This is a genomic window from Gabonibacter massiliensis (assembly GCA_001487125.1).
GTDB lineage: Bacteria > Bacteroidota > Bacteroidia > Bacteroidales > Marinifilaceae > Gabonibacter > Gabonibacter massiliensis.
On sequence record LN913013.1, the window covers coordinates 801,560 to 825,853 of the forward strand.

Consider the following 24,294-nt stretch of genomic DNA (forward strand, 5'->3'; position numbering starts at 1 on the left):
CATTAAAAAAAAGGAAAAAAACAATGACATATGAATCGAAAATAAAAAAGAGCATACAGAATATTAATCTTGTACTTTATTATCAACCGTTTGCATATCTTCCGGTAAAGGTTTTTTCCGTTTGAAAAAACCAAAATATTTTCGTAACAACTCTTTGAATGTATCAAAAGTCTCTTGATAAGAGATACCGACCCCTTGAACCGTCTCCGTGGCATTGTACGTGATCTTCTCATCCGTATGAGAATAAGCCTTCAATTTTAAAGTACCTTGCTTATTGATTTTTACATCCACGTCAAAATCTCCCGTAATCGGACTATTAGAAGTCGTTTTAGCCTTTTCGACCACATTACCGTTAGCAGAAATAGTCACCCGGTTGTTCCAAATTTGAGTGGAAAGAGCCAGTTCGAATTCATTGGTAGTCACCTCATCCCCGGGACGGTAAGAGAACCCTATATCGAAATTATTGCTGATTTGCGAGAACCAACGAGACAACTGGTTAGAAAGCAACTCACTCGCGGTAGTCACTCCCACCTGATAGCCGGCACTTCTCTCCTCCTTACCCTCCAATTTATCTACGTAATCCGGAGTGTAAAATTTATTCAATATCAAAAGAGAAAACATCTGCTTATTGATATCATCCTGACTGGCGAAAAGACTTTGTATCAAACTTTTCATCTGGGCATCCAAAGAAGGGAAATTAATACTGAAGTTCACGGAAGGATTCATCAAATTTTCTTTCAAGTTCAACACGCACTCCACGGGTACCTTGGTTGTCCCCTTCTCCATGCCGGACAATAAATCATTCAACGACGTTTTTAAATGATAAACAGCACTCATATCAATGATAGCGTCATCCAAAGAGCCATTCCATTTTATACTTCCCCCGGGAGTCAAAATAAATTTTTTGTTGACCAAATTACTCAACGTGAAAAGATAATCCCCTTTTTCGATTTTATATTCACCAAAAACATTTAATTGACGGTCTTTATCCAAAGAAACTCTGATATCCCCACTTCCCACCGTCTTCAATATATCCCCGATCGTAGGATCAAATATAATCTGTACCTCCAGATTATTATTAATCTCCAGGTTAGCATTCAGATCGACCCAATCTGCCAAGGAATGCTGAAACTCCAAAGGACGCCTCAGGGTATCCGACCGCTCGTTACCCATGAAATGCAAAAATTGTCCGCTATTTTCCGAAGTGGCCGATGTCAGGGGAACGTATATTTTAGAATGAGGTTCCGTCTTTATATTAACAGCAAAATTAGTCGGCCCGTTCAAATTGTGCATACGAGTCAGCCCGCTAATATACAATTGACCATAGAAAGATTCGCCTTGTTCCATACGCGTATTCAACACCATGAAATTCTTTAATTGTACATTCACATCATACAAACTGCTTCCTATATCGTAATATCCGGAACAAGTCGCCTCGTTGGAAGCGGCATCCCGAATAGCAAAACGATCCAGTAAAATTCTGTTGTCTCTTATCTGTATCCGGTCGTCAATAGAAAAATCCGTATTCAACCCGGTCAAAGCGAAGGAAACAGTATCCATGCCTAAAAATCCGTTGACCTTAGCGTCCTCCATCGTTCCGGCCAAAGATAAATCACCGAAAACCGAACCCGAACCCTTTTTGATAAGATCCGGAAAGTAATCAGATACATATTTCATATCAATACCGGAGAGGGACATATTTATGTCTATACTGTCCGAAGAGGGTTTATAATATCCCGATATAAACAACGGCACCTGATCACCGATCTGGTCCGAGACCTGCATTTGTAATGCACTCCCCGGAGCATCCCAAAAAGAACGGATCTTCATTGTTCCCAACGTATCCTGATTTATACCCCACCGATTTACGTCTACGTTAGCATAAACCAAACGATCTTTATAAAAATCGGACACGTTCACCCGCCCGACTACTTTTCCAAAAAGTTTCACCTTATTATCGAAAATAATCCTATTAAACTCCGCCAGATCAAAATTATCAAAAGAAACAGTAAGCGTATCCCTCGGACTGCTACCGATTTTTCCCTGCAAGCTAAAACGTTGATCGCCACGATAGATAACAAAATTATTCACGAAGATATTTTTATCCTCTTTTAAAAGAAGAGCCCTCTCGACCTGCCACACGCTATCCGCCATAACGATCGTACCGGGATTTACAAAAACTTGTGTAATATACCGGTCGTGATACTTCATCAATCGTAAGTTAGCCGACAAGGAACCGGAATACGTTTCCTTTTCCCAATTCCCCCATGAAAGGGCATTGTCCACGTCATTGGTCTTTATATTCGTCACGTTGCGAACATTATACAATCGTCCTATACGTTTGTATTTCAATTCATCCGCGGTATATATACATTGTAAAGTCGAAGAATCGCCGATCGCCCGGATTTTCGAATGATACAAATGCATATCTCCCCAACGCAACGTGTCCGCTTCCACTCTCACCCGCAAACTCCCTTGATAATCATTGAAATCACAGGAAAAGCTCGTCCCGTCTGAAACCGTTAACTCGGGATAGATAACTTTCAACACGGGACTTATTTCCTTGAGTGCCGCTTCACAAATAAAATTCGTCCCCGGTCTCAATGCTTTATCTACAGCATAGCGATAAGCCGGGATATAACGACAGATCAGATTATCCACAAAATCTTCGAAAGTAAGCCCCGCGTAAAAACCTTCCACGCGTACATCCGCCATGGAAGAGCGTAAATCTGTCAATCCATAGTCCTCTATCTTTTTATGATCCAAACGTATCGAATCGACGGTAAACTTTCCCCGGACATTTTCATACGAGAGATCTGAAACGGATAATTTCACTTCCGCATCTTCGTTTCTTTGTTCGTAATTACCGAAAAAACGGAAACCGAAGGACTCTCGTTCTCCAAAAACAGGCGTATTCCACGAGTCCCAATGCCGGACATGCAACTCTCCCGACACATCCGCCAGTCGAATCGCATCCCCCCCGTACGTATAGTCTAACGCGACTCTGGCCTGTATACTGTCATTTTCCACGAATGAAGAAAGTTTCATGTAGCCGTTATCGCTATGAACATCCAAAGCGATATTTCGCACCGAACCGTGAAACAGGTTTACATGGCCAATTCGGCTATTCAAAGTAAAAGCAGACGATGAATCTCTCAAGTACCCCGTGTATTTCCCGAAATAAGAACCATTCCCCAAATAAGATTGTCCGGTAAGAAACCCATAATCCACATGATAAAAACGGAAACTTCCATGGTACCGATGCCCGGCTACCGTATCCGGTTTATAGGTTAATCCTATACTCCCCAAAAGCCCGGGAGTCTCACTTTTTGCCGTTAATATGAAATCTTCTATTCTACCCTTAAAATTCCCTTCCAAATCAAAAGTCCTGTATTTATGCAACAAGTCCGGCAATTTTACATAATGACTTTCCAACCAAGGCATGTAAATACCTTCCAATTCCTCAGAAGCGATTCTACTATCCCGGAACGTGATATCAAAATCCGTCTCCCAAAAACGGGGTAATCCTATGGAGTTAAATTCCCCTTTAATAACACTTTTCTCCCCAAGGTAAATTTCCAACCGACGCCCCTCCAATCGATTTACCGTACTCGAAACCTCCCCACTCGCGACAATGATATTATTCATACCCAACAACTCCCCGTTAAAATAAGCCAAATCGTCAAAGTGTAAAGTGGAAGGAGAAAAAACATACCGCTGTTTCATCTTTTGGGTGAAGAAATGCCAATACCTTTCGTTCGGGACCCAATTGTATTGCAACGTATCCAGGTAAAGTTCGCTTCTTTCTGTCTGTATCAAACCTTTGGTAATCAACAATTGATCGTCTTCTGCCAGGATTCTTGCGGATAAATTCAATAAACGAAACCCGGATTTTTCTTCCAATGTCAATCCCGAAACATATGCCCCGTACCTACCTCCTGAAAAATCGATATCGGAAATCACTACATCCAACTTCCGACAGTCCACGTCTGTCCAGTTGATCCCATACTCCTCCGGCTCATATTCATCCTCCGCGTATTTGAAACGACAATCCTTCAAATATACCTTGGACAAATTTACATTCCATTCCAACGGAGATGCCGAAGTAACGGAAGAGGACAAGGTATCCCTTGCATTGGAAAGAACATCCAACCACAACTCTATATTCGTGACACCCCCCTCTTTACCTCGCGTGACCCACAGATTAAAAAGGGCTTTCTCAAATCCCATTTCCGTCACAGTAAAACGCCGTTTCACGAAACTAACGGAATCCACCTTCGTTACCAAACGTTTACAAAACAAAAGCGTATCTTTCCGGGCATCTTTTATCAGCACATCCTCGAGTACCAACGATTCGATCGGGCGGAAGTTTACCCTCCCTATGGAAATTTCCGTCCCCGTTTGCCTCTCGATCTGACGGGTAAAAAACTCCACAACCCTCGTCTGTACCCAAGGAGTCATAAATGCCAAATAAAGGATTGCGACCAGTAGTCCCGACCCCACCAAGCACGTAGATAGTATACTTATTATTTTTTTTATAACACAGCCGTTTTAGTTGAACGCAAATTTATTAATATTGCAGAACATTTTATGACCAGAAAAGGAAAATAATTTGAAAAATTGAAAATGAATAGATTTAGCGGTAATGCAATTATAAACTCATGTTCTACTGTTCATTACAAACGCAAAACAATTTTATCGCATTTGCCTGCTCCGGTCATGTTAATTCTAAATTAAAAAACAATGAGTATTATTATATTAGGGATCGAATCTTCCTGCGACGACACCTCTGCCGCAATACTGAAAGACGGTGTGGTATTATCCAACGTCATTGCCAGTCAGAAAGTACACGAGGCTTATGGCGGGGTAGTTCCGGAATTAGCATCCCGAGCCCACCAACAAAATATCATACCCGTGGTTGCTCAAGCCTTAAAACTTGCCGGAACCTGTGCCGACGAGGTTACCGCCATAGCTTTCACCCGGGGTCCGGGATTACTGGGTTCACTGCTCGTGGGGACCTCTTTTGCCAAAGGCTTTGCCATCGCCAAACAAATACCTATGATCGAGGTTAATCATTTACAGGCACATATCTTGGCTAATTTCATCAAAGAACCGGGTATTGAAGCCCGTCATCCTCAGTTTCCTTTTCTCACGTTATTAGTATCCGGAGGCAACTCCCAACTCATTGTCGTTCGGGATTACCTCGATATGGAAGTAATCGGGCAAACCATCGACGATGCGGCCGGGGAAGCCTACGACAAGTGTGCCAAGGTCATGGGACTCGGCTACCCCGGCGGACCGATCATCGATCGCTTAGCCAAAGAAGGGAATCCGGAACGCTTCTCTTTCAACAAACCACAAATACCGGGTTTGGATTACAGCTTCAGCGGATTAAAAACATCCTTCTTGTATTCCATCCGGGATGAAATAAAAAATGATCCTGATTTTATACAGCACAATTTGAACGACCTTTGCGCTTCATTGCAAAAAGCAATCATCGATATACTTATGGCTAAACTAAAAAAAGCAGCCAAACAGACCGGGATCAAACAAATTGCCATAGGAGGCGGTGTTTCTGCAAACACTGGATTACAAAAAGCCGTACACGCAGAAGCGGACAGACTCGGATGGGAGGTATATATCCCCCGCCTCGGTTTCTCGCTCGACAATGCAGGAATGGTAGCGGTCACGGGATATTACAAGTACCTAAAATCCCAGTTCATCGGTTTAGAAGCTCCTGCCGATGCCAGAATGAGTTTAAAAATTTGACAACAATATAAAAATTCATATATTAAATTACAATCACATGAAAATATTAGTTACGTATAATATCCCTCATGAATCTTTTACAGCCTTGGGTAAAGAACACACGGTAACTTTGCCGGAGGGAGAATTCTTCTCTAAAGAAGAGTTAATAAAAATGGTTCCTGAATACGATGCTTTATTAGGCATATTCACTCGTCCGATCGATAATGAGATCATTGAAGCCGGCAAGAACCTGAAATTAATCAGCAATTTCGGCGTCGGATTCAATAACATCGATATCAAATTCGCCCGCTCGAAAGGTATTGCCGTCTGTAATACGCCCAAAGCCGTCTGTTTCCCGACCGCAGAAATGGCCATGGGACTTATGTTAAGCGTGGCCCGCAGAATTGCAGAATGCGACCGTCGTTTAAGAGTAGAAAAAGAGAGCATGTGGGGAACCATGAAGAATTTGGGCTACACACTCGAAGGAAGGACACTCGGTATCATCGGCATGGGTAACATCGGGAAAACAGTAGCCCAGATGGCGTCCGTTTTTCGGATGAAAGTGATCTATCACAATCGTCGTACTACCGTCGAAGGGTATGAAAAAGTGGATCTGGACACGCTTTTACAAAGATCCGACTTCATTTCCATCCATACGCCTCTTACCGATGACACCCGGCACATGATCGGGAAACGGGAATTAAGTTTAATGAAACCGAGTGCTTTTCTGATTAACACGGCCCGAGGAGCTGTAATTGACGAACAAGCTTTGGCAGAATGCCTCCTGAACAAAAAAATTGCCGGAGCAGCCTTGGATGTTTTCGAAAACGAACCGCATATCAACGAAATCCTTTATAGCCTGGATAACGTGATACTGGCTCCGCACAACGGTACCGGAACCATCGATACCCGCATCGCTACCGGACGGGAAGCGGTCGACAACATATTGAACTTTTTCAAGGGAACCCCGACCAATGTGGTCAACTAAATACATGAAAGAGGAACAATCCGGATTGTTCCTCTTTCTTTTTATTTCCCGGGACACGGAATCGTAATTTTCAAATAAAGAAATAAATAGCTTCATTTATTTAAATACCTCTCGATTTTCACTCAAAAAATCGATCACAACTATTGCAATATATACAAAAAGCCCTATATTTGCACCCGCTAACGACAAGCAAACGTTCTTTGAACAAGGGCAGTTACCAGAGTGGCCAAATGGGGCTGACTGTAACTCAGCTGGCTTAGCCTTCGGTGGTTCGAATCCATCACTGCCCACGAATTTTTAAAAGCGGATGCCGAAAGCATCCGTGATTGAAAAAAGTTTACCGTCAAAAGTCCGCTTTTGGAAGGTTAAATATTTTTCAATCAACAAGAAAGACTTCGTCTTTCGTTAGTAAAAATTAGTAAGGTCTCCCCCTTCAGGACCGCCGAACGAAGTGAGGCCATCCACACGGGAGAGGAACTTATATTTGCGGAAATAGCTCAGTCGATAGAGCACTAGCCTTCCAAGCTGGGGGTCGCGGGTTTGAGTCCCGTTTTCCGCTCCACGAAAAAGCACTTACAAAAGTAAGTGCTTTTTTTTACATAACGTTGACACGTTTTGAAACACGATCATCATCAACACCTACCTGAATTATTATTTCCCGTTCAAAAGAATCAATTCGTACCCTTGACTACCGAGTCCTATTTTCTCCGCGTACTCCAAGGTATGTATTCCATGTCGCGATTCCATACGCTCTATCAGATGAACGCGTCCGTGATCAGAAGAGGCATAAATAAGGTCGATGCAGGCCTTATCCAGTGCCACCGGATCGAGCGAAGCCAAAATACCGATATCGCCCATTTGAGGATCGGCAGGACTGGAATCGCAATCACAATCCACCGAAAGATTATTCATCACGTTGATATAAATAATTTTGTCCCCGCAATGATCGGCAACAGCTTTGGCCGCCTCAGCCATCGTCTCTAAAAAATCATCCTGAAGCGGATGTTCCCAATTAGTAGTGCTCTTTCCTGCCGAATGAATAAGAAGTTTACCAGCAGAAGAAGCAATACCGATAGATATATTTTTAACGGCTCCGCCAAAACCGGCCATGGCATGACCTTTGAAATGTGAAAGTACCAAAGTGAAATCGTAATTCTTAAAATGCGAACCGACAAGGTCCTCGGTAATGTGCTTACCTCCTTTGACCGGCAGACGAATTTCACCTTCGGCATCCATAATATCAACCGGTGCGACCGCTGTAAAACCGTGATCCTCCGCTGCCTTCAAATGAGCTTCCGTCGTTGCCCGTCCTCCCCCGTAGGCCGTATTACACTCGACAATCGTACCGTTCACGGCTTTTATCAAATCACCGACCAATGCTGGTTTCAGATAATTATTGCCGCCCGGTTCCCCCGTACTCAATTTAACGGCTACTTTTCCGGTCGCAGGACGATTCAACGCTTCGTAAATACGTTTAAGACTCCGCGGGGTAATCTCTTTCGTCATATATACTTTCGCCGTCTTTTTCGTCACAGCCCCCCGTCCGTCAGAATTTTCTTCCCGCAACGTCTGCCTGTCCCCCTTTTCCCGGGAAGAACTAAAAACGGAAAAAGGCAGTATAACCGCAACCATTAATGTAAATACACTTTTTTTCATACCGATCTTTATTATTATGTTTAAGATATTATTCTCCCTCTTTCCACCATTCGGTAAATACCTGTGTCGCGGCAAATCTTCTTTTGTCCGAGGTCAACCGTTGGGTAGGAATAAGATTTCGGAATTGTCCGTCACGATAATCAGGCGAGAGATTCAGACGTTCCAAACGTTCACCACGCGAAGCTTTACCGAAACTGGGATGATTAATTATTATCACCGTAACAATACCAATAACCACAACAATCGCCACAATAATTATCAATGTCATACGTACTATTTTCATTCGTAATTCTCTTTTTATCCGATACAAATATAAGTGCAGAAAAAAAACAATTGGTATACCGATTACAGATATCCTTACCATTATTACAGATCAAAAATAAAAAATCCAAGTAATAAGAAAAGGAAGTTGAAATCAAGGCTTAAAAATAGAATTTCCAAGCTTCGATAAACAGGAAATTCAAATCCATTATTTTCTTTCGATTTCTGCTTCCGTTTACCTATCAGTCTCTTCTTAATACATTATTCCCTAACAATTTATGCGATCGGTAATATTGGTATGACAATCCGTAATCCGTATATGAACATTTTAACTCATCCGACATAATTTTGTCATATAAAATAGATCAAATAAACCCTTTTTCACCGAAGAATATAAACCTAAAAACAAGAAAAGATGATTACAAAAAGCTTAATATTAATTATGACGATTATGGCAATATTCAGCACAGATTCAGAAGCGCAAAAAACATCTACCGAAAAAAAAGTATTGGTTGTTTATTTCTCCCGTAGCGGAAATACCCGGGCAATAGCGAACCATATCAAAGAGTTTACGGGTGGAGACCTGTTTGAGATTCAAGTGGCAAAACCCTATCCGGCGGAATACCGCGCATGTACGGACGTCGCTAAAAAAGAAAAAGAGACCCATGCCCGCCCGGCCCTCAAAACCAAAGTCGAAAATATTGCACTGTACGACACTATATTTATCGGTTATCCGAATTGGTGGGGAACAATGCCTATGCCCATACTGACATTTATCGAAAGCTACGATTTTTCCGGTAAGATTCTTATCCCTTTCTGCACTCACGGAGGCGGAGGCGAACAGAATTGCTTTACAGATTTCGTAAAGCATACAGACAAACAGGAACACAAAAAAGGTTTTTTAACAAACGGCGAGAAAGCAGAGACCTCACGCAAAGAGGTAGAGAAATGGTTGCGTGAAATCGGAGTTGTAAAATAAAGGTGAAGGGACAAACCCAAAGGGGGGCGGTACATACCTCGTGCAGGCGGCAAGAGAATTTCAAGATTCATCTTACCGCCTATTCTTATCCATGTATCTGTTTCACAAAAAATCGAATCCGTAAAATTGGTATAACTCTCTGTAATCTGTATACAAAACATCCCCCTTCAACTCTTTAATTTTGTATCAACATCAACACGACCAAGTACTTAATGATTAAAACAGTAAAAACGATCCAATCCCCGGAGACATGGGAATCGAGAAAAAAGAACATAAAACAATAATCTACGGGAAAATCGGGTAAATCTATTTTCCGGTATACGAATATTTACTTTTAAAAAATAAATATCATGTTACGTACTATCAGACGAACAATCGCCATCGTGAGTTTTACCCTCATATCCATGCTATTCCTCGACTTCACGGGAACAATACACACGTGGTTCGGATGGTTGGCCAAAATACAATTTCTACCCGCTTTACTGGCATGGAATGTTGGCGTGGTGGTATTTCTTATCATACTAACGTCGGTATTCGGACGCATCTATTGTTCAGTCATTTGTCCCCTCGGTATATTTCAAGATACCATCTCTTGGCTGGCCGGAAAACAAAAAAAGAATCGCTTTTACTATTCGCCCGCTTTATCCTGGCTACGATACGGCATATTATCCGTGTTTATCATGGCTTTATTCGCGGGCATCGGCTCGTTAGTCGCCTCACTCGATCCTTATAGCACTTACGGCCGTATCGTTTCGAATCTGTTTGCATCCCTTCGGCAATGGGGAAATAACCTATTGGCTTATGGAGCCGAAAGGATAAACAGCTATACGTTTTATTCCGTTGAGGCATGGATGAAAAGTACAATGACGCAGTGCCATTCATCCGATTACCCCAGCGGATAAATCGGCGATACAAATCGGTCATGCCGTATGGGTAAAAGAAAATTGCATTCCTCTGACCGACGGAGTTAGCTGTGGCAACTGCGCTCGCCATTGTCCCACAGAGGCGATACATACGGTCACCTCCGATCCGAACGTATCGACTTCACCCCGGATTCCGGTAGTAAATACAGAGCATTGTATCGGCTGCGGAGCTTGTGAAAATTTATGTCCGGCCCGCCCTTTTAGTGCCATTTACGTGGAAGGACACCAGTCGCACCGAATCGTATAACCTATTAATAAAAATAACCTCATTTCTCTAACGATTGATACAAGCAAGCGATGATCGAAAACTTAATTCACTTACTGCATTCAGACCAATACTCCTGCGTGATCGCCAACAACGAATCGATCCGTACTTTCAAACAACCCGGAATAGCCGATTTATACGGCTTACTTCGCCAGGACGCTCCCTTCCTACAGGGAGCCGTCATTGCAGACAAGATCGTAGGCAAAGCGGCCGCCACGTTGATGATATTGGGAAATGCACGACGGATATACGCGGACGTTGTCAGTCAACCGGCCTTGGATCTATTACAAGACACTAACATCCGGATTGACTTCGGACAACTTGTTCCTTTTATTAAAAACCGGACTAAAACCGGATGGTGTCCGTTGGAATCCGCCTGCTTTGAGGTAAAATCGACGCAAGATATCTTCTCCACGATACAAAACTTCATACTTAACAATAGGAAATGAACAAGAAAATAACTTATATTCTAATAGTCAACTTTTTACTATTTTTAGAATTAGAGGTATACTCCCAAGAAGACAGTACCCGTTCGACTAAAAACTACACGATAGATGAAGTTGTCGTTACGGGGACGCGCAATGAAACGGAGATCCGTCATCTCCCCATGAGTATATCGATAATCAAACGAAACCAGATCGAACACAGGTATGAACAATCTTTGTTACCCATACTGACAGAAAAAATACCGGGATTTTTCACTACAAGCCGGAGTATTATGGGATACGGCATATCCACGGGAGCCGCCGGGAGTATGAGTTTACGCGGTATCGGAGGCAACCCCACAACCGGCTTGCTGATATTAATAGACGGTCACCCGCAATACATGGGACTTATGGGGCATCCGTTGTCTGATGCCTATCAATCCATGTTAGCGGAGAAAGTAGAGGTCGTACGAGGTCCAGCATCCGTTTTGTACGGTTCAAACGCTATGGGTGGCGTCATTAACATTGTCACTCGTAAACAACAGGATGATGGTATAAAGAATCACGCGAGAGTAAGTTACGGCTCTTACAACACCCTGACAACCGAACTCTCCAATCAAATCCGGCAGGGACGCTTCAACAGCATCGTGACCGGTTCTTACAACCGGACCGACGGCCACCGTTCAGATATGGAATTTGAGCAATACGGAGGTTACGCCAAACTGGGATATGAATTAAATCGGGTTTGGAATTTATTTGCAGATATAAACCTAACCCATTATAACACGTCCAATCCCGGCACGATGACCTCTCCCGTTTTCGATAACGATTCACGGATTACCCGTGGCGTAACCTCTTTCTCTCTCGAAAATAACTACAACCATACATCGGGAGCCTTAAAACTCTATTATAATTGGGGACGCCATAAAATTAACGATGGCTATTCCCGCGAAGAAGAACCGCTGAATTACCGGTTTCATTCCACCGATAAAATGTTAGGCCTCACCTGGTACCAAAGTGTAACGCTATTTACCGGTAACCGAATAACCGTCGGTGCGGATTATCAATACATCGGAGGTGAAGCTTGGAATAAATTTCTGAATGGCAATCACACGGATATAGTCAACAAATCGGAAAATGAAATAGCCGGATACATGGATTTTCGGCAGTCTATCGGAAGAATCTTTACCTTCAATGCGGGAGTTCGGATAGATCACCATTCCCAAAGCGGAACAGAATGGATTCCTCAAGTCGGGATAAGTACGCAATTTCAACCGAACGCCGAATTGAAAGCCTTGATGAGCAAAGGATTTCGAAACCCGACACTTCGAGAACTATACATGTTCGGTTCGAAAAATCCGGATCTCAAACCAGAACGGATCATGAGTTACGAACTTTCCTGGTCCCAACGTCTAATGAAAAATACCTTGTCGTATGGAATAAACCTTTTCCATATCAACGGCGACAATACCATTCAAACCGTAGTTATGGACGATAAACGCCGTAAAAATATCAACACCGGAAAGATTGAGAACTGGGGAATTGAAACTAACATGTCTTACCGACCGAATCGTTCCTGGAATATATCAGCCAATTACAGTTGGTTACGAATGGTGCATCCTGTTATTGCAGCCCCCGAACATAAACTGTATGCCGGAGCCGACTTTACCCGGGGAAGATGGAATATATCAACGGGAATAATGTATGTCCGAGGACTTTATACAGAAGTCAAACCTTCCAAGATTAAAGAAGATTTCATATTGTGGAATATGCGGGGAAGTTACCGGGTCTTCCGCTTTGCAGACCTTTTCGTACGTGGAGAAAACTTGCTTGCACAAAGTTACGAGATCAATATCGGCTATCCGATGCCCGAAGCCACGTTTATGGGGGGAGTGAATATCAATTTTTAATATGAACGAATATGAAAACTACAAGCGTAAAACTTTACTCGTTACCGTACAACGAAACAAAAACCTATTGGGTAACCATCTTATTCATGAAAGGAATCGGTAAAGGAGTACGCAGTTTCAAAGAAGGAATGAACGGTATGGATACCACAAATGAAAAAACGAAACCGGAAAAAGAAGAGTCATTAAAGCCATGAACGAAATCGACGGCAGTAAAAAAAGACTTTCTGGGAACATCTGGATGAACTAAGAGTTTACCTGTTGAAGATAGCGGTTGTAACCATCGGATGCGGAATCATAGCCTACCTGTTTAAAGAGGAACTGTTCACCGTCATTCTGGCACCCAAACAAGACGATTTCATCACCTACAGGATCTTTCATCTCATTTGGAACCGGCTGTCTCTTCCAGAGGTAAATTCAGGAATCTTTTCCGTCAAATTGATAAATACGGGATTAGCAGAGCAATTTATCATTCATGTAAAAACAGCCCTATATGTAGGCCTACTCTGTGCTTCTCCTTATATCCTGTATTTACTGTTCCGTTTCGTCTCTCCCGCTTTATACACCAAAGAAAAAAAATACGCTTTACGAATGGTCGGCGGTGGGTACGCTATGTTCATAACAGGTGCGGCACTAAACTACTTGATAATCTTTCCGCTGACCTTCCGTTTCCTCGGCACCTATCAAGTGAGCACCGAGGTCGAAAATATGATTTCGTTACAATCGTACATGGATACCTTATTAATGATGAACCTGATGATGGGAATTGTTTTTGAAATTCCCATTTTATGCTGGCTGCTCGCCCTGTCCGGATTTATCTCCGCTCCGTTTATGCGACCCTACCGCCGGCATGCGACCATAACCATTCTCATCATTGCCGCTATCATCACTCCGACATCGGATGTATTCACCCTCTCCCTGGTTGCCATGCCCATGTTTTTACTCTATGAATTAAGTATTCTGCTTGTTAAACGTACTGTTTCAAAAAAAATTAGAACAAACAATAACAATTGAACGACCTACTTTCCTCCATGTATTCGTCGCAGTTAATCAATAAAAACGGCATCCAATAACTAAAAAATTAGTTGATCCGATTTTTTTTTCATATATTTGCTCAAAGTACTAATAAAAAACAGAACCTGCTAAGACCTCTGCTATGAAAATATTACTCACTTCAATAGGAGTCATTTGTGCTCTTACGCTTACAGCCCAACATTCGGACAACTGGATTAAAAATCTGATCATAACCGGTAAATACGCAGAGGCAGCCATTTATATTGATTCGTTATTCGAAACGGGAACAGAATCTTCCTCCCTCCTTTTTTACGCGGGTAAGACCAACGAAGAACTAATGCGTTATAATAAAGCTTATCGATATTACAAAAAATGGTATTCCCGTGACACCGCCAATCAAGACGCCAAACTGGCCATGGCTCGATCTGCCAATCTGGCCGGACACCAAACGATCGCATTGAAATATTATGAACAATTATCACGAGAAGATTCGGTACATTTTCTCATCAATTTTTCTTTAGGACGCCTCTATCAGCAGATTCCGGATTATCCTAAAGCCATACAGGTTTATACGAAATTATTAACCGTAGATTCTACCAACACTTCATTACTTTCCAGCCTGGGAGATTGTACGAACGGACTGAACCTTACTGCAGATGCTCTATCTTTTTATATCCGCGCTTTCGAACAGGATAAAAGAAACGGGAGAATCGCTTTGAAAGCGATCAACGCGATACGCAAAGACAAAAAAGTTTGGCCCGAATGGATGGATACAATCATCGCTTTAGCAGACACGGCAATCCGGTATAATCCGAATTACCCGCTCCTGGCACAAAGTAGGGGAATATTAAAATACTTCGATAAACGTTACAAAGAGTGTGACACGATATTTACCAAATTAACCGAAGGAGAAAGAGTTTCACGCGTAACTCTCAAATATTACGGCTTAACTCTATTCCAATTAAAACGCTTTTCCCAGGCAGAAAAATGGCTTGCCCAAGCAGATTCGTTATTTCTGGATGAAGAGGGCAATCACACGGATCTCGACGTTGCCCTGAGATACGGAGAAGCATTAATTCAAACGGGGAATCCTTACAAAGCGCTCCAGATTTTTCGGGAGGTGGAAACACAACTACAACCGGACAACACGTTACTTTCCCGAATTTCAGTAATGAATGGTAATGCTTACAGCACCTCCAAAGAGAATAAAAAAGCCGTACTCGCCTATTGGCAGGCTTATAAACTATACCCTGCAAACAAACAGGCCATCGCCAATCTGACCTATCTTTGTCAACCGAAAGATTCCGACGAAAGTATACTTATGTCACAAGGTATACCCAGAGAAAAAATGTTGTTCACCTGTATTCTGTTCCTGAAAAATTACAATGTCAAAAGTCGGTACACGGAAATCATGCAGGAGTACTGCAGAGAAGTTTTAAATCATGCCTTGAGAGAAGCCTTTCTGAAAAACACAAAAAAACTCACGGCAAGAGATCCAGAAGGTAAAAAATACACCTATTCTTACCGTGAACTTCATCGTCTTGCCAATCCTCCCGAATCTCCGGCCCCCTCGACACCGCCGGTACCGTTAACACCAAAAGCCATGTAATCTATTTCAAATACCCGCTTTTTTCTGCTTACCGGAAATCGTCTCTATATCCAAACGTAACACATTGGTACGATGGAAAGAAGCAGTAATGTATTTCTCTGCCATTTCCACATAATCCGGAGAATACTTCTTTACGATCAAACGCAACGCATGCAAACGTTCACATTCCGGAAGCCCTTCCGAGATCATCCCGAACACTAAGGTACTTTCGTATTCCGTGGTAAACTTTTCCGGAATAACGCATGTCTTTCCTACCACACAAAAACTTACCCGATTGTCCTTCTTCAAATTGTTTAACTTCATTCCTTCCGGAGCACAATGGAAATAGATATGTTCATCCTCCAGTACATAACTTAAAGGAAGTCCGTATCCGTAACCGTTCTCTCCGACCATAGACAAAATGCCGTATTCTCCCTTCTCCAAAAGCCGGATCGCAGTCTCCCGGTCCAATACCCGGTCTTTTCTTCAGATTGTATCGAATTTTTCTTCCATGATCCTTCCGTTTTAAACAGATTAACAAATCTAATATTTTACAATCTTTTATATGTGATTTATCGTATAAATGTTACCGAAATAAACGAAACCTTTAATTTAAACTATAATAAATCTGCAATGGAAAAAATGTTTTGTTTTCAATGCCAGGAAACAGCCAAAGGAAGTGGTTGTACCGTCCGCGGCGTATGCGGAAAAACGCCTGATGTCGCCAATCTCCAGGACCTCTTACTTTTTTTGTTAAAAGGAATCGCCCATTACAGGGTACAACTACGAGCGCTGAAAGCCGTAGACCATTCCGCCGATCAATTTATCCTCGACGGACTTTTTATGACTATCACCAACGCCAATTTCGACAGGGACCGGTTTATAGATAAAATAAAACGGGCACTTCTTTTGCGGGAACGATTAAAACAAACCTTTTTGGACAAAAAAGGGGATATCCGAAACATCACATTCGAAGGGGCTTACTGGCAGTGTGATTCCACAGAAGAAATGGAACAAAAAGCAACAACCATCGGAGTCCTATCCACCTTAAACGAAGATGTACGTGCTCTACGGGAACTTCTTATTTACGGAATAAAAGGAATCGCCGCTTACACGGAGCATGCTTACAACCTCGGACAAGAAAATCAGAATATATACGAATTCATAGACCGGGGATTGGTGGCCACCACTTTGAATCTATCCACGGAACAACTTATTCAAATGGTGCTCGAATGCGGTAAAAACGGAGTAGATGCGATGGCCTTGTTGGACCAAGCAAACACGACCGCCTATGGAAACCCGGAGATTACAAAAGTCGATATCGGAGTAAGAAATAACCCCGGAATATTGATTAGCGGCCATGACCTTCGAGATTTGGAAGAGTTGCTAAAACAAACGGAAGGTTCGGGCGTCGATATCTATACCCATAGTGAAATGCTCCCAGCACACTACTATCCGGCATTCAAAAAATACAAACACTTTGCAGGTAATTACGGAAATGCCTGGTGGCGACAAGTATACGAATTCCAACATTTTAACGGTCCCATCCTGTTTACCACGAACTGCCTGGTTCCGCCGCATCCCGATGCTCGCTATGCAGATCGAGTGTATACCACTGGTTCCGTGGGATTCCCCGGCTTCAAATACATTCCCCGGAACGGGAATCGACCCAAAGATTTCAGTGACATAATTGCTCACGCAAAAAAATGTTTACCGCCGGAAGCGATCGAAACGGGTTCCATCACCGGCGGATTTGCCCATCATCAGGTTATCGCTTTAGCGGACAAGATCGTAGAGGCGGTAAAGAGCGGTAAGATCCGTAAATTTGTTGTAATGTCCGGATGCGACGGTCGTATGAAAAGCAGAGAGTATTATACGGAATTCGCCCAAAGATTACCGCAAGACACCGTCATACTTACTTCCGGATGCGCTAAATACCGTTACAACAAACTTCCTTTAGGAGAGATCAATGGCATTCCCCGGGTTTTAGATGCCGGACAATGCAACGATAGCTATTCATGGATAAAAGTGGCCAGTAAATTAAAAGAAATATTCGGCGCAAAAAGCATCAATGACTTGCCCATCGTTTTCAACATCGCTTGGTACGAACAAAAAGCCGTCATCGTGTTGTTGGCATTACTCTATCTTGGAATTAAAAACATACATGCAGGGCCAAGCTTACCGGCATTCTTCAGTCCCAATGTTTTAAAAGTGCTGGTAGAAAAATTCGGACTGTCGACCATATCGAACGTAGACGATGATTTAAAACAACTTATCAACCGTTAAAATCAAAATAAAAGATCATCTCGTGGTCAAGGTGGGATCTGGGTCCATTCATTCCGGATTCAGACTCGCCTGACCATAATAGATGCCTATTTTTCATATCACGGGGAAAAATTATTCAGGGGCTACCGGAGCACGCAAACTTTTGACGAATCCTTTATCTTTACTCCAAAATCCTTACCTTTGCGGCGGGCAAACAAAGAGTGCAGCGGATTATATTCACGATCTGATCGAGGAAGGGGAAAACAATTTTACCCACGACCTTTCAACTCCTTTAAATCCCGGATCATCATACGGGCAAAACGTTCGGAGGCACCCGGATCTCCCAGACGACGATTTACTTCTTCGTACTCCCGCAACATCTGTACTCTGGGGCCGTCATCCGGCAATATCGCCGACAAGGCTTTCAATAAGTTCTTTTCGTTCAATTTCTGCATCAACAACTCTCGAACAACCTCTTTTCCGGCAATCAGGTTAACCAAAGAGATATACTTTACCTTTACGAAAGTTTTAAAAAGAAAATAACTGAGGGCACCCCCTTCCCCGCTGTAACAAACGACCTGAGGAGTCTTCAATATAGCAGTCTCCAACGTCGCCGTTCCGGATGTTACCAAGGCACATCGTGCCTGCTTTAACAATCTGTACGTCTGGCCATACACGATCCTGATATCCAAGCCCTTTATATAAGGAGTATAATCCGTATCACTCATGGAAGGAGCTCCGGCGATCACAAACTGATAACCTGGAAAATGTTTTACCATCGATAACATCTCAGGTAAGACATGCTTTAATTCTTGAGAGCGACTCCCCGCCAATAAAGCAATAATCGGTTTATCGGGGAGTTGATTACCCCGGATAAAATCCGCATAACTTTCATCTTTGAAATCCCTATCATGAATAGCATCTACCAAAGGATTTCCGGCATATTGAACCGTGTAATCAAATTGCCTGTAAAAATCGACCTCAAACGGGAATATGACATACATCCGGTCTACCAGACATTTAATTTTTTTTACTCTCCCGGTATTCCATGCCCATATTTTAGGTGAAATATAATAAAAAACAGGGATGCCGGCAGTTTTTATAAATTTGGCCACCCGCAAATTAAAGCCCCCATAATCGACCAAAATAACCACATCCGGTTTCCACGCTAATATATCCCGGTGGCAGGCTTCGATATTTTCTTTAATCTTACCCAGATTTTTCAATACCGTGAGAAATCCCATGATAGCCGTATCTTTGTAATGGCGTACGATCTCGCAACCGGCATTTCTCATTAAATCTCCCCCCCATCCCCGTATAACGGCTTCCGGATCTTCCCGTCTCAATCCTTTGATTAAATTGGAAGCATGTAAGTCTCCCGATGCTTCTCCCGCAATAATGTAATATTTCATATTATAACTTTATCATCAATACCGAAGCATAAGCGGTCACCCCCTCTTCCCGACCCTCGTATCCCAAATGCTCCGTGGTCGTTGCCTTAATAGTCAGGTCTTCCGTTTCCATTCCTAAAATCTCTGATAGACACTCCCGCATTTCCAATACCCGCAATTTAATTTTGGGCCGCTGCAAGCAAATGACACAATCGATATTACCGACAGTATATCCTTTCGCATTTACCATATCGATCGTCCGCTTTAATAAAACCTTACTGTCAATTCCCTTATAAGCCGGATCCGTATCCGGAAAGTAAGAACCGATATCATCCAATCCGGCTGCACCCAACAAGGCATCACAAATAGCATGAATCAAAACATCTCCGTCCGAATGAGCCACACATCCCTTTTCATGTTCCAACTTAATTCCTCCCAACCAAAACTCTTCCCCCTCGGCCAAACGATGTACATCTATTCCAAAACCCGTTTTTATCTTCATAACAATCAAATTATTAATTCCATATTTCGATAATATCCCCTCATTAATCCTCAGCATACCGAGAAGGATACAAATACGAAAAGACAAAATAACTAATATTTCATTTCAATTCCTACGACTAAGCTCAAATGCCTCTGTTTTTAACCATAAAATCATTACTTTTGTCGCAGAACAGACGGAAGATTTACAATTATAATAATTAAAGATTACAATGCTTATCGAAGGGAAGAGAGTAGCCTATATCACCTTGGGCTGTAAATTGAATTTTTCGGAAACGTCAACGATAAAACATAGCCTGGAACAGGTAGGGACAATAACGGTAGGAGAAAAAGAAGGAGCTGATATCTTCGTGATAAACACGTGTAGCGTTACCGACATTGCAGAAAAAAAAGGACGTCAGATGATCCGGAAAATCATCCACCGTAACCCGGGAGCCTATATCGTCGTCGTCGGATGTTACGCCCAACTTCGAGCCCAGGAAATCATGAACATTAAGGGAGTAAACATGGTACTCGGTGCCCGGGACAAATTCAATGTCGCACACTATTTGCAACACCTCGAAACCCAGGAAACCATCCCACCTCACTCTTGTGATATTTTCCGGATCGAACAGTTCGATTTGGCATATTCTTACGGAGATCGTACCCGTTGCTTTCTGAAAATTCAAGACGGTTGCGACTACTTTTGCAGCTATTGTACCATCCCTTACGCCCGGGGAAAAAGCAGGAGCGCACAAATAAAAGAGGTATTGAAAGCCGCACAAAGCGCCGCAGATAAAGGTATAAAAGAGATCATACTAACAGGCGTCAACACAGGGGATTTTGGCCGGGATACCGGTATGTCGTTTTTTGAATTACTCCGGGCATTAGATCAATTGGACGAAATACCCCGGTTCAGGATTTCTTCCATAGAACCCAATTTATTAACGGATGAAATCATCGAGTTCGTTGCTGCATCCAAACATTTTATGCCACATTTTCACATACCGTTACAATCCGGAAATAACGAGGTTCTGAAACTCATGAGACGGCGTTACAACCGCGAACTTTTTGCTGAAAAAATAGGAACGATCAAGTCTCTTTTACCCGACGCTTTTATCGGGGTGGACGTCATCGCCGGCATGCGGGGTGAAACCGAAATATTTTTTGAAGACGCCCGAAATTTTATTTCCGAATTACCCATCTCTCAACTTCATGTATTCCCTTATTCAGAACGTTCGGGAACAAAGGCGCTGGATATTCCGTTAATTGTTACCACACCAGAAAAGCACCGACGAGTAAATCTATTATTAGACATTTCAGAACAAAAACTCCAATCTTTTTATCAATCTTTTCAGGGAGAGATTCGCCCGGTACTTTTCGAAGAGAGTGAAATTAACGGCTCGATGGGCGGGTTCACAGATAATTACATTCGAGTCGAACTCCCCTACGATCGTACATTGACAAACCAAATCGTTCCCGTTAAATTAGGAGAAGCCAACGAAAACGGAAATCTCACGGGAAAAATCCAACTCATTCATTATTGACATCTACAAGCATTCCGTTTTTCGCTCCAAATACCTCTTCCCGAATAAAACAGGTGGATTTAAACCATCCATGATAAGTTATTTCTGTTTTATTTTATAATTTTGTCGGATAATTTAGAACCTGAAACAAGAGAACATGAACATATTAATTTCGGGAACAGCCGGATTCATCGGTTTTTACCTTGTCAAAAGACTTTTAAACGACAATCATACCATTTACGGTATTGACTCCGTTAATAACTACTATGATACCACTTTAAAAGAGGAGAGACTGCGGGCATGCGGAATTGAAAATTATGAATACGGCAAAGAAATCAAATCCGAAATAGATTCGCGTTACACCTTTTGTCAAATAGATTTATGCGACACAGAAAAATTAACAAAACTATTCGCCACGCACCGATTTGATTGCGTCGTAAACCTGGCTGCACAAGCCGGCGTACGTTACAGCCTTACTCACCCCGAATCCTATGTCCAAAGTAATATTGTCGGTTTTCTAAATTTATTGGAAGCCTGTCGAAAATTTCAATGCACAAAATTGGTATACGCCTCTTCTTCCTCCGTTTACGGAAACAATCATTCCGTTCCTTTTCGAGAAGACGATCAGGTGGATCACCCGATATCCATTTATGCCGCTTCCAAAAAAAGTAATGAATTGATGGCCAATACCTATTCGTATTTATACAAGTTGCAAACCATAGGACTTCGTTTTTTTACGGTATACGGTCCATACGGTCGGCCGGATATGGCTCCTATCCTATTTGCCAATGCCATTGCAAACGACAAGGAGATCAAAATCTTTAATAACGGTCATCTATCCAGAGATTTCACCTATATCGACGATATCATCACCGGAATGGAAAAAATAATTACAACCCCCGGAATGAAAAGAGAAGATTTTCCCGGTACTCCAGCGACCATATATAATATAGGAAGAGGAGAACCGGTGAAATTAATGGATTTTATCCATGTACTGGAGAAGAATCTGGGAAAAGAAGCCAAAAAGGTTTTCATGGAGATGCAACCCGGAGACGTTTATCAAACGTGGGCAGACACGACCAGGTTACAAGAAGACTATAACTACACTCCTACCATCTCTCTTGAAACAGGTATACAACGGTTTGCCGAGTGGTTTTCCCAATCCCATTTTATAAATCAGAAAAAGTAGCAAACATTCGAAAGAATAACAAGAATCATTAATTTTACCTTACTTCTAATATAAAACGAAGGATATGTTTAAGGATACGTTGAAGTTTTCTACACGTAGATTGATCCAGGCTAAAATCAACGGTGGGGCAATTCTTCTGTTCGTGGCACTATTAGCCATGATAATAGCCAACTCTCCATTAAAAGAATATTACAACCATTTCTTTTCTCAAGAGGTCAGTTTCAATATAGGAAGTTTCAATCTTTTTCAGCAGCACGGCGGAGGTTCCATGACCCTATTAGCCTTTATCAATGATGCTTTAATGGCCATTTTTTTCTTTTCGGTAGGATTAGAGATCAAACGGGAACTCCTGGTCGGTGAGTTATCCTCTCCCAGAAAAGCTTTATTACCGGTTATTGCCGCTTGCGGCGGAATGATCGTTCCCGTCCTTCTATTCATGTTGATCGGAGAACCCGGACCGGCAGCCAGAGGAGCCGCGATCCCCATGGCTACCGATATCGCCTTCTCTTTAGGCGTACTCTCTTTACTGGGGAAAAAAGTACCCCTGAGTCTCAAAATCTTTTTAACGGCTTTTGCCGTGGTCGACGATATCGGAGGGATTATCGTCATCGCCGTTTTCTACAGTCAGCAATTGATAACGGAATTTCTTATCGCCGCGGCAGGCGTTATACTACTGTTATATATCGGAGGTAAATCAGGAATCCATAATAAGCTGTTCTATATATTTTTAGGCATTGTGGTATGGTACCTGTTTGTCCAATCGGGTATCCATCCGACGATAGCCGGGGTAATCGTGGCCTTCACGGTTCCCGCCCGACCGAAATTACGCATTTACAAATACGTGAATAACATTCGGGAAAGTTTAAAAAGATTACCGGAAGGAGAAAACTCCAGCAACCTCATACTCAGCAACTCGGAATTGTCTATTCTAAAAAGTATAGAATCGGCTTCAGACAGAGTAATCAGCCCTTTACAGGCGATGGATGACGATCTGCATTCCCTTATCAACTATGTCGTTATGCCATTATTTGCCTTTGCCAATGCCAGTATTTCCTTTGAAGGCTTTTCTCTTGCCTCGTTACAGGGGATCTCCATCACCATTTTCATTTCATTGGTTTTAGGCAAGTTGATCGGCATTTTTTCATTCACCTACCTCTCTGTTAAAACCGGTTGGCTTTCCATGCCGGACCGTATGCACGAAGGTTCTTTATTCGGCATATCTATGATCGGCGGTATCGGTTTTACGGTCTCTTTATTTATAGCGAATCTGTCTTATGCGGGAATTCCGGAGATCGGGGCGACTCTTCTTAACCAGGCAAAAATCGGAATCATCGGAGGATCTTTATTCGCAGGACTCTGCGGCTACCTTATCTTAAGGTATGTTCTGGAAAAAAAAGAGAAAAATAATTTTTAAAATAAATGAAAACCTCTATATTTGCACCCGCATCCGGAGAGATGGCAGAGTGGTCGATTGCGGCGGTCTTGAAAACCGTTGTGCTGCGAGGCACCCGGGGTTCGAATCCCTGTCTCTCCGCTGAACATGCTGGACAGAAATGGTCAGCAAACGGACAAAAAGCTACAAATCAATGATTTGTGGCTTTTTTATTGCCCGAAAGTCCGGCTTCCAAGACTTCAAAAGTACGGTAAAAGACAAAGTTTCGTTACTAAATCGTTACCTATTCCTTACCG

18 protein-coding genes, 3 tRNA genes and 1 pseudogene are annotated in these 24,294 nt (G+C 42.5%); 16 read left to right on the plus strand and 6 right to left on the minus strand.

The features are described from left to right. Positions 1-63: 63 nt before the first annotated feature. A complete protein-coding gene (locus tag BN3283_RS07625) occupies positions 64-4,461 on the minus strand; it encodes a translocation/assembly module TamB domain-containing protein (RefSeq protein WP_059026265.1) in 4,398 nt (1,465 codons plus the stop codon). 282 nt (positions 4,462-4,743) lie between these two features. On the opposite strand from BN3283_RS07625, the gene tsaD reads away from it, so the two are divergent. The 4 genes from tsaD (at position 4,744) to BN3283_RS07645 (ending at position 7,298) form a co-directional block, all read left to right on the plus strand. Beyond that, complete coding sequence (gene tsaD, locus BN3283_RS07630; RefSeq protein WP_059026266.1) at positions 4,744-5,769, plus strand: tRNA (adenosine(37)-N6)-threonylcarbamoyltransferase complex transferase subunit TsaD; 1,026 nt, start codon at positions 4,744-4,746, stop codon at positions 5,767-5,769. Between the two features lie 37 nt (positions 5,770-5,806). Continuing rightward, positions 5,807-6,736: an NAD(P)-dependent oxidoreductase gene (locus BN3283_RS07635; RefSeq protein ID WP_059026267.1), complete on the plus strand. Its 930-nt coding sequence runs from the start codon at positions 5,807-5,809 to the stop codon at positions 6,734-6,736. Between the two features lie 208 nt (positions 6,737-6,944). After that, positions 6,945-7,026, plus strand: a tRNA-Tyr gene (locus BN3283_RS07640). A 196-nt stretch (positions 7,027-7,222) separates the two neighbouring features. Further along, a tRNA-Gly gene (locus BN3283_RS07645) sits at positions 7,223-7,298 on the plus strand. Between the two features lie 89 nt (positions 7,299-7,387). On the opposite strand, the gene BN3283_RS07650 is transcribed toward BN3283_RS07645, so the two are convergent. Continuing rightward, positions 7,388-8,392, minus strand: coding sequence for a DUF362 domain-containing protein (locus BN3283_RS07650; protein ID WP_082667083.1), 1,005 nt, complete (start codon positions 8,390-8,392; stop codon positions 7,388-7,390). 28 nt (positions 8,393-8,420) lie between these two features. Further along, the gene (locus BN3283_RS07655; RefSeq protein WP_147625558.1) at positions 8,421-8,660 is read right to left on the minus strand and encodes a hypothetical protein; all 240 of its coding nucleotides are present in this window, start codon (positions 8,658-8,660) and stop codon (positions 8,421-8,423) included. A gap of 444 nt (positions 8,661-9,104) precedes the next feature. On the opposite strand from BN3283_RS07655, the gene BN3283_RS07660 reads away from it, so the two are divergent. From BN3283_RS07660 to BN3283_RS07695, 7 genes and pseudogenes are all read left to right on the plus strand, one after another. Next, the gene (locus BN3283_RS07660) at positions 9,105-9,632 is read left to right on the plus strand and encodes a flavodoxin (protein ID WP_286137595.1); all 528 of its coding nucleotides are present in this window, start codon (positions 9,105-9,107) and stop codon (positions 9,630-9,632) included. A gap of 350 nt (positions 9,633-9,982) precedes the next feature. Continuing rightward, positions 9,983-10,802: pseudogene (locus tag BN3283_RS07665) on the plus strand (4Fe-4S binding protein). A gap of 50 nt (positions 10,803-10,852) precedes the next feature. Then, on the plus strand, positions 10,853-11,269 hold the full coding sequence (locus BN3283_RS07675) for a DUF1893 domain-containing protein (protein ID WP_350308230.1): 417 nt from the start codon (positions 10,853-10,855) through the stop codon (positions 11,267-11,269). Then, complete coding sequence (locus BN3283_RS07680) at positions 11,266-13,155, plus strand: TonB-dependent receptor plug domain-containing protein (protein ID WP_070807467.1); 1,890 nt, start codon at positions 11,266-11,268, stop codon at positions 13,153-13,155. Before BN3283_RS07675 ends, BN3283_RS07680 begins: the two co-directional genes overlap by 4 nt. Before the next feature lie 11 nt (positions 13,156-13,166). After that, positions 13,167-13,349, plus strand: a complete 183-nt coding sequence (locus BN3283_RS07685; RefSeq protein ID WP_041504388.1) for a hypothetical protein — start codon at positions 13,167-13,169, stop codon at positions 13,347-13,349. Positions 13,350-13,389: 40 nt separating this feature from the next. Then, positions 13,390-14,166 (plus strand): twin-arginine translocase subunit TatC, encoded by a 777-nt coding sequence (tatC, locus tag BN3283_RS07690; protein WP_059026271.1) that lies wholly within the window; start codon positions 13,390-13,392, stop codon positions 14,164-14,166. A gap of 142 nt (positions 14,167-14,308) precedes the next feature. Beyond that, a complete protein-coding gene (locus tag BN3283_RS07695; RefSeq protein ID WP_059026272.1) occupies positions 14,309-15,775 on the plus strand; it encodes a tetratricopeptide repeat protein in 1,467 nt (488 codons plus the stop codon). A 6-nt stretch (positions 15,776-15,781) separates the two neighbouring features. Here BN3283_RS07695 and BN3283_RS07700 read toward each other — a convergent pair whose 3' ends face one another. Next, positions 15,782-16,225, minus strand: a complete 444-nt coding sequence (locus tag BN3283_RS07700) for a pyridoxamine 5'-phosphate oxidase family protein (protein WP_286137596.1) — start codon at positions 16,223-16,225, stop codon at positions 15,782-15,784. Between the two features lie 171 nt (positions 16,226-16,396). On the opposite strand from BN3283_RS07700, the gene hcp reads away from it, so the two are divergent. Further along, positions 16,397-18,040 carry a hydroxylamine reductase gene (hcp, locus tag BN3283_RS07705; protein WP_059027210.1) on the plus strand — a complete coding sequence of 548 codons (1,644 nt, stop codon included), beginning with the start codon at positions 16,397-16,399 and terminating at the stop codon, positions 18,038-18,040. Between the two features lie 248 nt (positions 18,041-18,288). On the opposite strand, the gene lpxB is transcribed toward hcp, so the two are convergent. After that, the gene (lpxB, locus tag BN3283_RS07710) at positions 18,289-19,431 is read right to left on the minus strand and encodes a lipid-A-disaccharide synthase (RefSeq protein WP_059026273.1); all 1,143 of its coding nucleotides are present in this window, start codon (positions 19,429-19,431) and stop codon (positions 18,289-18,291) included. Between the two features lies 1 nt (position 19,432). After that, positions 19,433-19,912 (minus strand): 2-C-methyl-D-erythritol 2,4-cyclodiphosphate synthase, encoded by a 480-nt coding sequence (ispF, locus tag BN3283_RS07715; protein WP_041504477.1) that lies wholly within the window; start codon positions 19,910-19,912, stop codon positions 19,433-19,435. A gap of 211 nt (positions 19,913-20,123) precedes the next feature. Here ispF and mtaB point away from each other — a divergent pair, with 211 nt between their 5' ends. From mtaB to BN3283_RS07735, 4 genes are all read left to right on the plus strand, one after another. Next, positions 20,124-21,437 (plus strand): tRNA (N(6)-L-threonylcarbamoyladenosine(37)-C(2))-methylthiotransferase MtaB, encoded by a 1,314-nt coding sequence (mtaB, locus tag BN3283_RS07720; RefSeq protein WP_041504384.1) that lies wholly within the window; start codon positions 20,124-20,126, stop codon positions 21,435-21,437. A gap of 136 nt (positions 21,438-21,573) precedes the next feature. Then, positions 21,574-22,605: a GDP-mannose 4,6-dehydratase gene (locus tag BN3283_RS07725; protein ID WP_059026274.1), complete on the plus strand. Its 1,032-nt coding sequence runs from the start codon at positions 21,574-21,576 to the stop codon at positions 22,603-22,605. Positions 22,606-22,669: 64 nt separating this feature from the next. Then, complete coding sequence (gene nhaA, locus BN3283_RS07730) at positions 22,670-24,019, plus strand: Na+/H+ antiporter NhaA (RefSeq protein ID WP_059026275.1); 1,350 nt, start codon at positions 22,670-22,672, stop codon at positions 24,017-24,019. 35 nt (positions 24,020-24,054) lie between these two features. Further along, positions 24,055-24,139: transfer RNA gene (locus BN3283_RS07735), tRNA-Ser, on the plus strand. Positions 24,140-24,294 lie beyond the last annotated feature (155 nt).